The sequence below is a fragment of the Herbiconiux sp. genome, from assembly GCF_004297105.1.
Classification (GTDB): Bacteria; Actinomycetota; Actinomycetes; order Actinomycetales; family Microbacteriaceae; genus Herbiconiux.
On the sequence record NZ_SCVE01000014.1, the window covers coordinates 122,954 to 136,338 of the forward strand.

The 13,385-nt window shown below is 69.0% G+C and carries 15 protein-coding genes; 12 read left to right on the plus strand and 3 right to left on the minus strand.

The features are described 5' to 3' along the window. Positions 1-21 precede the first annotated feature (21 nt). The 5 genes from EPO52_RS12070 (at position 22) to EPO52_RS12090 (ending at position 3,929) form a co-directional block, all read left to right on the plus strand. Positions 22-288 (plus strand): hypothetical protein, encoded by a 267-nt coding sequence (locus EPO52_RS12070; protein ID WP_290806734.1) that lies wholly within the window; start codon positions 22-24, stop codon positions 286-288. Positions 289-417: 129 nt separating this feature from the next. Then, positions 418-1,131: an FABP family protein gene (locus EPO52_RS12075; protein WP_290806737.1), complete on the plus strand. Its 714-nt coding sequence runs from the start codon at positions 418-420 to the stop codon at positions 1,129-1,131. Between the two features lie 2 nt (positions 1,132-1,133). After that, positions 1,134-2,351 (plus strand): folate-binding protein, encoded by a 1,218-nt coding sequence (locus EPO52_RS12080; RefSeq protein ID WP_290806740.1) that lies wholly within the window; start codon positions 1,134-1,136, stop codon positions 2,349-2,351. A gap of 6 nt (positions 2,352-2,357) precedes the next feature. Then, positions 2,358-3,473: an FUSC family protein gene (locus EPO52_RS12085; RefSeq protein WP_290806743.1), complete on the plus strand. Its 1,116-nt coding sequence runs from the start codon at positions 2,358-2,360 to the stop codon at positions 3,471-3,473. A 27-nt stretch (positions 3,474-3,500) separates the two neighbouring features. Further along, positions 3,501-3,929 (plus strand): hypothetical protein, encoded by a 429-nt coding sequence (locus tag EPO52_RS12090; protein ID WP_290806746.1) that lies wholly within the window; start codon positions 3,501-3,503, stop codon positions 3,927-3,929. On the opposite strand, the gene EPO52_RS12095 is transcribed toward EPO52_RS12090, so the two are convergent. Beyond that, the gene (locus tag EPO52_RS12095; RefSeq protein WP_290806749.1) at positions 3,922-4,749 is read right to left on the minus strand and encodes a class I SAM-dependent methyltransferase; all 828 of its coding nucleotides are present in this window, start codon (positions 4,747-4,749) and stop codon (positions 3,922-3,924) included. The genes EPO52_RS12090 and EPO52_RS12095 overlap by 8 nt on opposite strands. Positions 4,750-4,802: 53 nt before the next feature. On the opposite strand from EPO52_RS12095, the gene EPO52_RS12100 reads away from it, so the two are divergent. Next, positions 4,803-5,555, plus strand: a complete 753-nt coding sequence (locus tag EPO52_RS12100; protein WP_290806752.1) for a phosphoglyceromutase — start codon at positions 4,803-4,805, stop codon at positions 5,553-5,555. A 73-nt stretch (positions 5,556-5,628) separates the two neighbouring features. On the opposite strand, the gene phoU is transcribed toward EPO52_RS12100, so the two are convergent. Beyond that, on the minus strand, positions 5,629-6,288 hold the full coding sequence (gene phoU, locus EPO52_RS12105) for a phosphate signaling complex protein PhoU (RefSeq protein ID WP_290806755.1): 660 nt from the start codon (positions 6,286-6,288) through the stop codon (positions 5,629-5,631). A gap of 198 nt (positions 6,289-6,486) precedes the next feature. Between phoU and EPO52_RS12110 the strand changes: the two genes are divergently transcribed. Then, positions 6,487-7,641 (plus strand): ATP-binding protein, encoded by a 1,155-nt coding sequence (locus EPO52_RS12110; protein ID WP_290806758.1) that lies wholly within the window; start codon positions 6,487-6,489, stop codon positions 7,639-7,641. Then, on the plus strand, positions 7,638-8,318 hold the full coding sequence (locus tag EPO52_RS12115) for a response regulator transcription factor (RefSeq protein WP_290806761.1): 681 nt from the start codon (positions 7,638-7,640) through the stop codon (positions 8,316-8,318). The genes EPO52_RS12110 and EPO52_RS12115 overlap by 4 nt, the downstream gene beginning before the upstream one ends. 42 nt (positions 8,319-8,360) lie before the next feature. On the opposite strand, the gene EPO52_RS12120 is transcribed toward EPO52_RS12115, so the two are convergent. Next, positions 8,361-8,864 (minus strand): hypothetical protein, encoded by a 504-nt coding sequence (locus EPO52_RS12120; protein WP_290806764.1) that lies wholly within the window; start codon positions 8,862-8,864, stop codon positions 8,361-8,363. Between the two features lie 126 nt (positions 8,865-8,990). Here EPO52_RS12120 and EPO52_RS12125 point away from each other — a divergent pair, with 126 nt between their 5' ends. The 4 genes from EPO52_RS12125 (at position 8,991) to rlmB (ending at position 13,336) form a co-directional block, all read left to right on the plus strand. Continuing rightward, positions 8,991-9,473 (plus strand): CarD family transcriptional regulator, encoded by a 483-nt coding sequence (locus EPO52_RS12125; protein WP_066040922.1) that lies wholly within the window; start codon positions 8,991-8,993, stop codon positions 9,471-9,473. Positions 9,474-9,493: 20 nt separating this feature from the next. After that, positions 9,494-10,666, plus strand: a complete 1,173-nt coding sequence (gene ispD / locus EPO52_RS12130; protein ID WP_290806771.1) for a 2-C-methyl-D-erythritol 4-phosphate cytidylyltransferase — start codon at positions 9,494-9,496, stop codon at positions 10,664-10,666. Positions 10,667-10,842: 176 nt separating this feature from the next. Beyond that, positions 10,843-12,276, plus strand: coding sequence for a cysteine--tRNA ligase (gene cysS, locus EPO52_RS12135; RefSeq protein ID WP_290806774.1), 1,434 nt, complete (start codon positions 10,843-10,845; stop codon positions 12,274-12,276). After that, the gene (rlmB, locus tag EPO52_RS12140) at positions 12,269-13,336 is read left to right on the plus strand and encodes a 23S rRNA (guanosine(2251)-2'-O)-methyltransferase RlmB (RefSeq protein WP_290806777.1); all 1,068 of its coding nucleotides are present in this window, start codon (positions 12,269-12,271) and stop codon (positions 13,334-13,336) included. The genes cysS and rlmB overlap by 8 nt, the downstream gene beginning before the upstream one ends. The last annotated feature ends 49 nt before the right edge of the window (positions 13,337-13,385 follow it).

Sequence of the window (13,385 nt, forward strand, 5' to 3'; positions counted from 1 at the left end):
ATGGCCGGTATGAGTGTGCTCATGAGAAGCGTAGTCCCGGTCTGGATCCTCTCGATCCTCGCGGTCGTGGCCGTAGGCGTGTTCGTGAGCCCCGAGATGTACCTCGTCTTCTTCCCCGTGGTGCTCGGGCTGGCCCTCGTGGTCACGTTCGGCATCCAGCTGCTCGTGCCCGTGCGCAAGGGCTTCGTGAACCGTGTCTCGGCCAGTCTCGGGGGAGCGGTGGTCATTCTGGCCGTCGCCACCGCCGTGCTCGCGCCCCTCGCCTTCGCCGCGGGCGCTAAGCTCTAGTCATGTCCTACGTTGCGCTCGAACTCCTGTTCATCGGCCTCCTCGGGCTTGCGAGTCTCGCAATCGCCTGGACGGCCGGTGTGGTCATCTACAAGCTGTTCCGCGGCCAGCGCTGATCGCGCGGTCACGATGATCGAGATCCCCACCGACCTCCCGGCGGAACTCGTTCCCCTCTCCTGGCTCATCGGGGTCTGGGAGGGCACCGGTGTGATCGACTACGCCATCGGCGACGAGCGCGTCTCCCGCGAGTTCGGGCAGCGCATCAGCTTCAGCCACGACGGTCTTCCCTACCTCAACTACAGCTCCTACTCGTGGTTGCTGCCCGAGTCGGGCCCCGTGCCCGAGATGCCGAGCCTCGCCGACTCGGTGGAGCCCGATCCGGATGTCGCGGTCGATGCCCCACCCGCGGTCGACGCCGACGCTCCCGACACGTCCGCACCGGCCGCGCCCGAGCCACTCACCGCCGAGACCGGCTACTGGCGCCTCAGTCGCCTGCACATCGAGGGTGACACCGGCCCCGGCATGCTCCCGGGCGTCGGCCCGCGCCCCTTCAACACGGCTCAGGCGGTCGAGACCCTGCGTAACTCGGGGGAGGGGTTCGACATCGAGGTGGCCATCGTGCACCCCACCGGTGTCAGCGAGCTCTACCTCGGTCAGGTCAAGGGCCCCCGCATCGACCTCGCCACCGATGCCGTGGTGCGGTCGCAGTCGGCCAAGGAGTACACCGCGGCCACACGTCTCTACGGGCTGGTCGACAACCATCTGCTCTGGGCCTGGGACATCGCGGCCCTCGGTCAAGACCTCCGCACGCACGCCTCCGCGCGGCTCGCGAAGGTCGACTGATCATGGCCGTCCCGCCCTCCCCGTTGCTCGCCCTTCCCGGCGCCGTCGCGGCATCCGGCGCCGACGCCTCGGTGGCCGCGCACTACGGCAACCCGATCGCCGAACAGCGGATGCTCGACGCCGCCCGCGAGCGCGGTGCGGTTCCCGCGTCGGCGGCATCCGTTCCCGTCATCGTCGACCTCTCGAGCCGCGGCGTCATCTCGGTCGAGGGCCCCGACCGCCTGTCGTGGCTCGACTCGGTCACCAGCCAGAGCATCCGCGATCTGCCGGCCGGCGGTTCGGCCGAGACGCTGCTGCTCGACATCAACGGCCGCATCGAGCACGCCATCCGCGTGATCGACGACGGCGTGACGGCCTGGCTGCTCGTCGACGGCGACGAGACCGAGTCGCTCACCGCGTGGTTGCTCCGCATGCGTTTCATGCTCAGGGTGGAGATCGCCGACCGCACCGACGAGTTCGCCACGATCGGCTGGCTCGCGTCATCCGCGGATGCGCCGACGACCCCGGCACTGGCCGGTCGCGCGGCGGCCCCTGCCGGCATCGAACTCACCTGGGTCGACCCGTGGCCCGAGGTGGTCGCGGGCGGTGTGCAGTACGCGCCCACCGACGAGCACCCGGGTGCCGACTGGTGGTGGCGCGAGACGCTCGTGCCCCGCGAAGCGCTCGGGGCGCTCGCCGACACCGTCGTCGCCGGCGACCTCGCCGTGGCGGGGCTGCTGGCCGCCGAGGCGTTGCGCATCGTGGCCTGGCGGCCGCGGCTCAGCACGGAGGTCGACGACCGCTCCATCCCGCACGAGCTCGACTGGATGCGATCCGCCGTGCACCTCTCGAAGGGCTGCTACCGCGGTCAGGAGACCGTGGCGAAGGTGCACAATCTCGGGCATCCGCCCCGCCGGCTCGTGCTGCTCGACCTCGACGGCTCCGACGCGGTGCTGCCCGCGGCGGGCGACGAGGTGTTCGTGAGCGCCGGGCCGGAGGGCGCCGGGAGCGCGGCGCCGGCCGATGCGGTCGGTCACGTGACATCCGTGGCTCTGCATCACGAGTGGGGCCCCGTGGCGCTCGCGATCGTGAAGCGCCAGCTGCCCGTCGATGCGTCGCTCGTCGTGCGCACCGCCGAGGGCGACGTGAACGCGAGCGCGGTGGTGATCGTGTCTCCGGATGCGGGAGCCGCCGTCGGGCGCGTTCCCCGTCTGCCGCGCCTCGGCGCGCGCACGCGCTAGTCGGCCGTGACCGATCCGGCGGCCCGCGTGAGCGACCGCAGTTCGCGGCGCGACCGCTGGAACTCCGAGGTGAGGGCGGCGTTCGAGCGCACGTCGGGGAGTGCCCCCGCCATCCTGCAGCTCGTCGTGGCGGTGACGGTCGCGTACGCGATCTGCCACTTCCTCCTCGGGCATCAGTACCCGATCGTGGCGGTGACCGTCACGCTCTCGAGCCTCGGGCTGGTGCTCGATGCGCGCCCGCGACGGGTGATCGAGATGGCGGCCGCGATGACGGTGGGCATTCTTCTGAGCGAGGTGATCCTGCTGCTGTTCGGTCAGGGCCTCTGGCAGTTCTCGCTCACGGTGCTCGCGGCACTCGTGGTGACGCGCATCCTGTCTCCGGTGCCCGGGCTGCCGATCTTCGCAGCGGTGCAGGCGTCGCTGGTTTCGCTCATGCAGATCCCGCCCGGCGGGCCGTTCACCCGCACGGGCGACGCGATCGTGGGCGGGCTGGTGGCGCTCGCCGCCACCGCGCTGATCCCGCGCGACCCCCGGCGTGCGGCCCGGCGCGAAGCACTCAAGTTCTTCAGCGCCTTCTCGGCCATCCTGTCGCAGCTCGTGACCGTGCTGCGCCTCGGCGACCGCGAGACGGCGGAACTCGTGCTCAGCCAGGCACGGGGCACGCAGGATCTGATCGAGCGCTGGCGCTCTTCGCTCGACTCGGCGGTGGCGATCTCGCGCATCTCGCCGTTCCTGCGCCGGCACGGCCGGGAGCTCGCCGAGCTGCAGACGATGCAGGTGAACATGGATCATGCGGCGCGCAACCTGCGCGTGATCAGCCGGCGCCTGAGCGTCATCCCGGATTCGCGGCCACGGCAGCAGCTCGCCGAGATCATGGCGGGTCTGCAGAGCGCCACCTCGATGCTCGCCCAGAGCATCGACCGGCCCGAGCTGCGGCCCCTCGTGCGGCAGAGCCTGGTGCTCGTGGCGATCACCCTCGATCCGCGTGTTCTCGCGCCGGGGGAGGCCTTCTCGGAGCAGGCGCTCGTGGTGTCGCTGCGCCCGCTCGTGCTCGACCTTCTCGCCGCGAGCGGCATGCCCCTGGATGAGGCGCGCCGAACCCTGCCCGACATCACCACGTGAGGGCTCCGGATTCGATACCGTAGTGCCATGAAGATGCGAAAGCTCGTTCCCCTCACCGTCAGCGCGTTCGCCGTGGCGTTCGTACTCGCCGGCTGCACCGTCACCGGCCCGACGGAGAACTTCTCGGGGCTGCCCGACGAGGAGCAGATCGTCACCGAGACCGAGGCCGGCGACGCGGGGGTGCAGGCGTTCTGGTTGCAGGAGGGCTCGCAGATCGGCGTGGCCATCTCCGGCAGCTCGGGGTGCCCGGTGATCGGGTCCGACATCAAGGTCATCTCGCCCGAAGGTCAGGGCAACACCGTCGAGATCACCACCGTGCCCATCCCGGCCGACAAGATCTGCACCATGGACTTCGTGCCGCACACCTCGGTGTTCTGGACTCCGAGCAACGTCTCCACCGCCGAGCCGCTCACCATCCGGGTGGCCGACCAGGAGCTCGAGCTCCCCGTCAAGTAGAGCGCGAGGGGGCGGTGGGGGCCACGGCCTCCCACGCCACCGTGAGTTCGCCGAGCCGTCGACGTCGCCGATCGGTGAGCACGGGCCATCCGTCGTTCACCAGCGCATCGACCGTACCCAGCCAGCGTTGCACCGGCCCGTAGCTGCCCAGGGCGGCGTTGTGCTGCCAGGCCCGGTCGAGTTCGACCAGAAAGCGGTGCACGGGCTCGCCGGGCACATTGCGGTGGATCAGTGCCTTCGGCAGGCGTTCGGCCACGATCGACGGATGCTCGAGCCCCGTGAGCCGCAGCGACACGGTGAACGTGCGCGGTCCGTCGTGCCCCACGGCCACCCAGCTGCTCACCCTGCCCACTTCGTTGCAGGTGCCTTCGACGAGCACACCGCCGGGCTGCAGCCGCGAGACCATCAGGGCCCAGGCATCCGCCACCGCGCTCTCGTCGTACTGCCGCAGCACGTTGAAGGCCCGGATGACGGCGGCCTGACGCCCGCCGGGCAGCGGCACCTCGAAGCCGCCGAGCGCGAAGTCGACTCGGGCGTCGCGCGCGAAGCCCGTGCGCCCGTCGCGCACTCCGGCGAGCTGGGCGGTGGCCGTGGCGACGCGCTCGGGCGAGATCTCGAGGCCCGTGACGTGCACATCGGGGCGCACCTTCGCCAGCCGCGCCTGAAGCTCGAACGCGGTGACTCCGCTGGCGCCGTAGCCGAGGTCGACCACGAGGGGGTCGGTGGCGGTGCGCAGAACCGGGAGCGTCGAGATCCAGCGGTCGACGCGACGGAGCCGGTTGGTGTTGGTGGTTCCCCGGGTCACGGCACCGATCGGCATGCGCCCATCCAATCACGCGGTCTCGGCCGATCACGCCCCAATAGGATGAGAGCATGCCAACAGAGCCTTACACCCTCATCCTGCTGCGCCACGGCAACAGCGACTGGAACCAGAAGAACCTGTTCACCGGCTGGGTCGACGTGCAGCTCAGCGACCAGGGCGTCGCCGAGGCCACGCGCGCCGGCGAGCTGCTCGCGGAATCGGGGATCCTGCCCGACATCCTCTACACGTCGCGCCTCACCCGCGCCATCCGCACCGCCGAGCTCGCGCTCGCCGTGGCCGATCGTTCGTGGATCGACGTGAAGCGCTCCTGGCGCCTCAACGAGCGCCACTACGGCGCCCTCCAGGGCAAAGACAAGGCGCAGACCCTCGCCGAGTACGGCCCCGAGCAGTTCCAGACCTGGCGTCGCTCGTTCGACGTACCGCCGCCGCCGATCGCCGACGACGACCAGTACTCCCAGGTGGGCGACCCGCGCTACGCCGACCTCGGCGACGCCGTGCCCCGCACCGAGTGCCTGAAAGACGTGATCGACCGGATGCTGCCCTACTGGGAGAGCGACATCACCGCAGACCTCGCCCTCGGCAAGACCGTTCTGGTCACCGCGCACGGCAACTCGCTCCGCGCGCTCGTGAAGCACCTCGACGGCATCTCCGACGACGACATCGCCGAGCTCAACATCCCCACGGGCATCCCGCTCGTCTACAAGCTGGATGCCTCGTTCGTGCCCCTCGGCCCGGCCGAGTACCTCGACCCCGAAGCCGCCGCCGCCGGCGCCGCCGCAGTGGCCGCCCAGGGCAAGAAGTAGCAGCAACGCCGAAGGCCCCGGCCCCTCGTAAGAGGAGGCCGGGGCCCTCTTGGTGAACAGCGGATGACGCCGCCTACGCGTTGGCGGTGGTGCCGGGCCATTCGCCCGTGGCGAGGTACTGCACCTTCTTGGCGATCGAGACCGCGTGGTCGGCGAAGCGCTCGTGGTACCGCGACGCGAGCGTGACGTCGACGGTGTCGACGGCTTCGCCCTTCCAGTGCGAGCCGAGCACGGCGTCGAAGACGCTCACATGCAGCTCGTCGATGCGGTCGTCGTCGTTGCGCATCTCGTCGGCCAGCTGCACGTCTTCGGTGCGCAGCAGCACGGTGAGCTTCTTCGAGATCTCCACGTCGAGGCGACCCATCTCGGCGAAGGTCTGGCGCAGGCTCTTCTTCACGACCTTGTCGGGGTAGCGGTAGCGCGCCAGCTGGGCGATGTGCTCGGCGATGTCGCCCATCCGCTCGAGCGAGGCACTCACCCGCAGCGCGGTGACCACGATGCGCAGGTCGCGGGCGACGGGCTGCTGCAGGGCCAGGATGCCGATGGCCAGTTCGTCGAGGCTCGACGCCAGGGCGTCGATCTTGGGGTCTTCGGCGATCACCGTCTCGGCGAGCGTGACGTTCGATTCGTTGAACGCGGTGGTCGCGTTGGTGATCGCGATCGTCACGAGCTCAGAGATCTCGACGAGTCGTTCTTGAACCTCGCGCAGCTCTTGCTGGAATACCTCACGCATGCGTGTGGGTCCTTTCTAGGGTACGGCGGACACGGAACTCACGTGCGCGCGATCGTCGCCGCGATCGGCAGCCGACGTGTCAATCCTCGTGGCACCAGGTTAACGCGAGGTGCCCCGCAGTTGAACAGTCATGGAAGCGACGGCGGAGTGCTCAGAACCGGGGCTCTGAGGCATCGTGAACTCATTAGTGTAGTTCTCATGGAAACAGGCTGGCTGGTGCTGTTCTCCGTCGCACTCGGCCTCACCGTCGGAGCCGGATTCGTCATCCTGCTCCATGCCGTTGAACGGCGAGGAAACAATGCGATGTCGATCGTCTCGTCGTCGGTGCCCGACGGCATCGACCAGGTCATCGACGCCATCGACTTCGCCGGCCTCGTGCTCGACCCGTCGAACAACGTGGTCAAGGCCTCCACGGCCGTCTACACGTACGGTCTCGTGGCCAACCAGATCCTCGCCCACGACGAGATCGCCGAGCTCGTGGTCGAGGTGCGCCGCACCGGGGAGCCGGTCAACCAGGAGGTCACTCTCGCTCGCGGCCCGTTCGGTGAGGCGAGCATCCACCTCGAGGTGCAGGTGGCGCGCCTCGGCAGTCGATACGTGCTCGTGCTCGCCGAAGACCGCACCGAGGCCTACCGGCTCGAGGAGACCCGGCGCGACTTCATCGCGAACATCTCCCACGAGTTGAAGACACCGATCGGCGCGATCTCGCTGCTGTCCGAGGCGTTGGATGTAGCATCCGACGACCCGGCACAGGTGCGCCGTTTCGCCAAGCAGGTCGGCACCGAGGCCAATCGGCTCTCGCAGATCACCCGAGAGATCATCGAGCTCTCCCGTCTGCAGGCCACCGACGTGCTCGCCACGGCCAAGCGCATCGACATGAGCGCCGTCGTCTCGGCGGCCCTCGACCAGAACCACGTGATCGCGGATGCGCGGGGCATGACGCTCGCCGTCGGCGGCTCGAAGCACGTCGAGGTGATCGGCGACGAGACACTGCTGACCCTCGCGGTGAACAACCTGGTGGCCAACGCCATCCAGTACTCGCCCGACCGCTCGCGCATCGGCATCGGCGTGCACCACACCGACGGGGTGGTGGAGCTCGCGGTCACTGACCAGGGCATCGGCATCCCGGATGACGACCTGCCGCGCGTGTTCGAGCGGTTCTTCCGCGTCGACCAGGCCCGCTCCCGCAACACGGGCGGTACCGGGCTCGGGCTCAGCATCGTCAAGCACGTCGTGCAGAACCACGGTGGCGACATCCGCGCGTGGTCGCAGGTCGGCCAAGGTTCCACATTCACCATCCGGCTGCCCGAGGCCTCCTCGGACTCCGTGGCCCCGCAAGGAGAGAAACGATGACCCACATCCTGCTCGTCGAGGACGAAGCCGCCCTGAGTGAGCCGCTCAGCTACCTGCTGCGGCGGGAGGGTTACGGGGTCACGGTCGCGCCCGACGGCCCGAGTGCCATCAGCGAGTTCGACCGCGGAGGCGTCGACATCATCCTGCTCGACCTCATGATCCCCGGCATCCCGGGCACCGAGGTGTGCCGGGAGATCCGCACTCGCTCCTCGGTGCCGATCATCATGCTCACCGCGAAGGACTCGGAGATCGACATCGTGGTCGGCCTGGAGCTCGGCGCCGACGACTACGTGACGAAGCCGTACTCCACCCGGGAGCTGCTCGCGCGCATCCGTGCGGTCATGCGGCGTCAGCTCGAGGTGCTCGACGGCGCGGAGCCGCTGCTGAAGGCGGGCCCCGTCTCGATGGATGTGGAGCGCCACACCGTCGCGGTGAACGGCAAAGAGGTGGCCATGCCGCTCAAGGAGTTCGAGCTGCTCGAACTGTTGCTGCGCAACGCCGGTCGCGTGCTGACCCGTGGCCAGCTGATCGACAGGGTCTGGGGGAGCGACTACTTCGGCGACACGAAGACCCTCGACGTGCACATCAAGCGCATCCGCTCGAAGATCGAGAAGACGCCGTCGGAGCCGGAGCTGCTCGTGACGGTGCGCGGACTCGGCTACCGCTTCGAAGGCTGACGCCTTCGGGCGGGCCGGCCTCGGCGGGCTCGCCTCGGCGGGCTACGGCGCGGGGAACAGCGTGGCCGTGGGCGTCGGGGTGGGCGCCAGGCCGTCGTACTCGGGCAGCGAGGTGTTGAGCACCGGCACCATGATCTGCTTGCCCGACACGTCGCCGTACTGGAAGTAGACGGGGAAGAGGCTGCCGGGCGCCGTGACGTTCTTCAGCAGGATCTGCTCGGTGCCCTTGGCGCCGAAACTCGTGGTGCCTTCGTCGATGAACACCTTCTGGGTCACGCGCTTGCCGGTGATCTCGTCTTCGTACTGCACGGTCAGCTGCTGCGCACCTTCGCCCGTGTTGACGAACGACACGAGCAGGCTCGCCAGCTGGCCGTCGTCGGAGATCAGCGTGGCGTTGCGGATGGCGACGCTGCCGATGTCGGCATTCACGCCGTCGGACGTCTCCACGATCTCGGTGGTGGCCTGAGGGGTGATGAACGCGCACCCCGCGGTGCCGAATCCGACCAGACCGAGCACCAGGACGGATGCCGCGAACCGAGCTCTCACAAGACCCTCCAGAGTCGTAAACGCTTTGAGTTCAGCCTACAACGAGCGACGGGGCCCCGGGCGGTTAGGCAACCCTTACCACATGCCCCCTGTGGTATCCTTGAGGTCACGGAAGGACATCCATTCATGCTTTTTGAGGTTGGCGAAACTGTCGTTTACCCCCACCACGGAGCCGCGACGATCTCCGAGGTGAAGACCCGGGTCATCAAAGGCGAAGAGAAGATCTACCTCAAACTCCGTGTGACGCAAGGCGACCTCACCATCGAGGTGCCTGCCGACAACGTCGATCTCGTCGGTGTGCGTGATGTCATCGGCCGTGAGGGCCTCGACAAGGTGTTCGAGGTTCTGCGTGCGCCGTTCACCGAAGAGCCCACGAACTGGTCCCGTCGCTACAAGGCGAATCTCGAGAAGCTCGCCTCGGGCGACGTCATCAAGGTGAGCGAGGTCGTGCGCGACCTGTGGCGCCGCGACCAAGACCGTGGTCTCTCGGCCGGTGAGAAGCGCATGCTCGCGAAGGCGCGCCAGATTCTCATCTCCGAGCTCGCTCTCGCCGAGAAGACCGACGAGGAGAAGGCCTCGCTGGTTCTCGACGAGGTGCTGGCCTCCTAGCCGCTCTTTCGGCAACGACCATGGGGAGCACTCCGTCGGTCGCTGTGGTGATCGTGGCCGCGGGTTCCGGCTCGAGGCTCGGTCATGTGCGCCCGAAGGCGTTCGTGCCGATCGAGGGGCGCAGCATCCTCTCGTGGTCGATCGATTCCGTTCGCGGCATGTCGGAACCGTGCGAACTCGTGGTCGTGGTGCCCTCCGACCTCGTGGCTGAGGCTCGTGCCACTCTCGAACCGCTCGGGGTCGCCGCGCAGGTGGTCGCCGGAGGTGCCACCCGCCAGCTCTCCGTGGCTGCGGGCCTCGAGGCCCTCGGCGAGGGTGTCGACGTGGTGCTGATCCATGACGCCGCGCGCGCGTTCACACCGCCCGAGGTCTTCGACCGCGTCGTCGCCGCCGTGCGCGAGACGGGCGGCGGGGTCATCCCCGGACTCCCTGTCACCGACACCGTGGTCGCGATCGAGGCCGACGGCCGGGTCGACGGCCCTGTCGACCGCAGTCGGCTCTCCGCCGTGCAGACTCCTCAGGGATTCCCGATGAGCGTCCTCCGGGAGGCGCACGCCACAGCTGCGGCCGATGCCACCGACGACACCTCGGTGGTGCGGGCGGCCGGGCATCCGGTGGCCATCGTGCCGGGCGATGCCCGATCGTTCAAGATCACCACCGCCGACGACCTCGTGCGGGCCGAAGACCACATCCGGAGAACGACTATGGCCGCTGATGTTCCCGCGCTCCGCACCGGCATCGGGGTCGACGTGCACGCCTACGACCCCGCGGCACCCCTGTGGCTGGCCGGGCTGTTCTGGCCCGATGAACCGGGTCTGGCCGGGCACAGCGACGGAGACGCCGTGGCGCACGCCATCTGCGACGCGCTCTTGGGAGCCGCAGGTCTCGGCGACATCGGCAGCCGCTTCGGCACCGACGATCCGGCCCTCGACGGTGCGCACGGCGACGTCTTCCTCACCCGCACGCGCGCCCTGCTCGCCGAGGCCGGCTACGGCGTCGTGAACGTCTCGGTGCAACTCATCGCCGCCACTCCGCGTTTCGCCCCCCGCAAGGCCGAAGCGGATGCGGCCCTCACGGCCCTCCTCGGCGCCCCGGTCTCCGTATCGGCCACCACCTCCGACGGCCTCGGCTTCACGGGCCGTGCAGAGGGCGTGCAAGCAATAGCCACGGCTCTCCTCACGTTCCAGGCGTAACTACGTGAGAAAAGCAGACCTACCCCAAATACGGCGCCGCTCTTCTCCATTTGCATAGTTACACCGGCCATGCGAACGAGAACAGGGGGCCGTACTCGTCTTGGTGAGGCTGCGCGGGTGTGACGCCGCAAGGCGGCATCACACCCGCCAGCAACCAGCACCGCTACAATTGCTCAGTGACTCTGCGCCTCTACGACTCGAAAGCCCACGCGCTCCTCGACTTCACGCCGATCGTTCCCGGCAAGGTCGGGATCTACGTGTGCGGGCCCACGGTGCAGTCGGCGCCTCACATCGGGCACCTCCGGTCCGCGCTCGCCTACGACCAGCTTCGGCGATGGCTCACCCACAGCGGCTACGCGGTGACCTTCGTGCGCAACGTCACCGACATCGACGACAAGATCCTCATCAATGCCGCCGAGAGCGCCGCCCAGGGTCGCCCCGAGGAGTGGTGGGCCTTGGCCTACCGTGTCGAGCTCGAGTTCACGGCCGCCTACAACGCCATCGGCGTGCTCCCTCCCACGTACGAGCCGCGCGCCACGGCGAGCATTCCCGAGATGCAGGCCATCATCGCGCGCCTGATCGAGCGCGGTCACGCCTATGCCGCCGATGACGCATCCGGTGACGTCTACTTCGACACCGTGAGCTGGCCGCAGTACGGCGCGCTCACCAACCAGAAACTCGACGACATGGCTCCCGCGGCCGACTCCGACTCCCGCGGCAAGAAGGATGTGCGCGACTTCGCACTCTGGAAGGGCCACAAGGCCGGCGAGCCGCTCAGTGCGGCCTGGCACAGCCCCTGGGGCGCGGGCCGCCCCGGATGGCACATCGAATGCTCCGCCATGAGCACCAAGTACCTCGGTGCCCAGTTCGACATCCACGGCGGCGGTCTCGACCTGCGCTTCCCGCACCACGAGAACGAGCTCGCACAGTCGCACGCGGCCGGAGACCCGTTCGCCAACTACTGGCTGCACAACGGCCTCGTGGCCATCACCGGCCAGAAGATGTCGAAGTCGCTGGGCAACTCGGTGTTCGCCGCCGATCTCATCGCGGCCGCACGGCCCGTGGTTCTGCGCTACTACCTCGGCGCCGCCCACTACCGCTCGACGCTCGAGTACCACGAGGGCGCGCTCGCCGAGGCCGAAGCCGCCGTGTCGCGCATCGAGGGCTTCCTCGAGCGCGCCGAACGTCGTCTCGCCGACACCCGCTTCGCGGGCACCGAGGAACACGCGATCCCGGATGCGTTCCGCGAGGCCATGGACGACGACCTCAGTGTTCCCCAGGCCATCGCGGTGATCCACGAGACCGTTCGGGCCGGCAACGCCGCCCTCGACGACGAGGACTTCGCGGAGGCCGCGTCCCTCCTCGGTCAGGTGCTGGCGATGACCGATGTGCTCGGAATCAACCCGCTCGCCCCCGAATGGTCGGGGCAGAACCTCAGCGGGGCCGACCGTGCACTCGCTACGCTGGTCGAACGCCTCGTCTCCGACCGGGAGACGGCACGCAAGGGCCGCGACTTCGCTACAGCGGACCGCATCCGAGACGAACTCGGACAGGCCGGAATCTCGATAGAAGACACGCCCACAGGCGCGCACTGGAGTCTCGATGGCTAAATCAGGAACGGGCCGCCCTTCACGGGCCGGCGCCGTACGCAGGGGAACCAAGGGCAGCAAGGCCGTCGGTTCGGGGGGGCAGGGCCGCCAGGCCCTCGAGGGCAAGAAGCCCACGCCCAAAGCTGAGGACCGGCCCTACCACCCCGCGGGCAAGGCCAAGGCGGCGCGTGAGCGCTACGCGGCGGCCGGCGGAAAAGGCCGCCCCGGCGCTCGCTCGACGGGGGAGCGTTCGCGCGACCGCGACCTGCAGACCCCCGGTGGCCCCGCAGCCCGCAATGCTCCCGCACGCCGGGTGAAGAAGACCGATGACAGCGAGATCGTCACCGGCCGCAACTCCGTGGTCGAGGCGCTTCGCGCCCGCATCCCCGCCACCGCCCTCTATGTGGCGTTCCGGGTCGAGGTCGACGAGCGGGTGAAGGAGGCGCTCTCCATCGCCACCAAGCGCGGCATCCCCGTGATGGAGGTCATGCGGCCCGAGCTCGATCGCCTCACCGGCCACGACTCCGTGCACCAGGGGCTCGCGCTCAAGGTGCCGCCGTACGAGTACGCGCACCCCGAGACGCTGCTCGACGACGTGCTGCGCAAGGGGCAGAAGCCGCTCTTCGTGGCGCTCGACGGCATCACCGATCCGCGCAACCTGGGTGCCATCATCCGCTCCACCGCCGCGTTCGGCGGGCACGGCGTGATCGTGCCTCAGCGCCGCTCGGTGGGAGTCACCGCAGCAGCGTGGAAGACCTCGGCGGGCGCCGCGGCCAAGACCCCCGTGGCGATGGCCTCGAACCTCACGCAGACGCTGAAGGCCTTCAAAGCCGCGGGCGTGTTCGTGGTGGGGCTCGATGGTGGCGGGGATGTCGACCTGCCGGGCCTCGACTTCGCCTCCGGACCGATCGTGGTCGTCGTCGGCAACGAGGGCAAGGGGCTCTCGCGCCTCGTCACCGAGACCTGCGATGCGATCGTGTCGATCCCGATCTCGTCGGGCACCGAGTCGCTGAACGCGGGCATCGCCGCATCCGTCACCCTGTACGAGATCGCCCGCCAGCGGCTCGCGAAGAAGAAGTAGCCGCCGCTCGCGCCCGTTCTGACCGACCGCGCCGCGCATGACCGGCGCG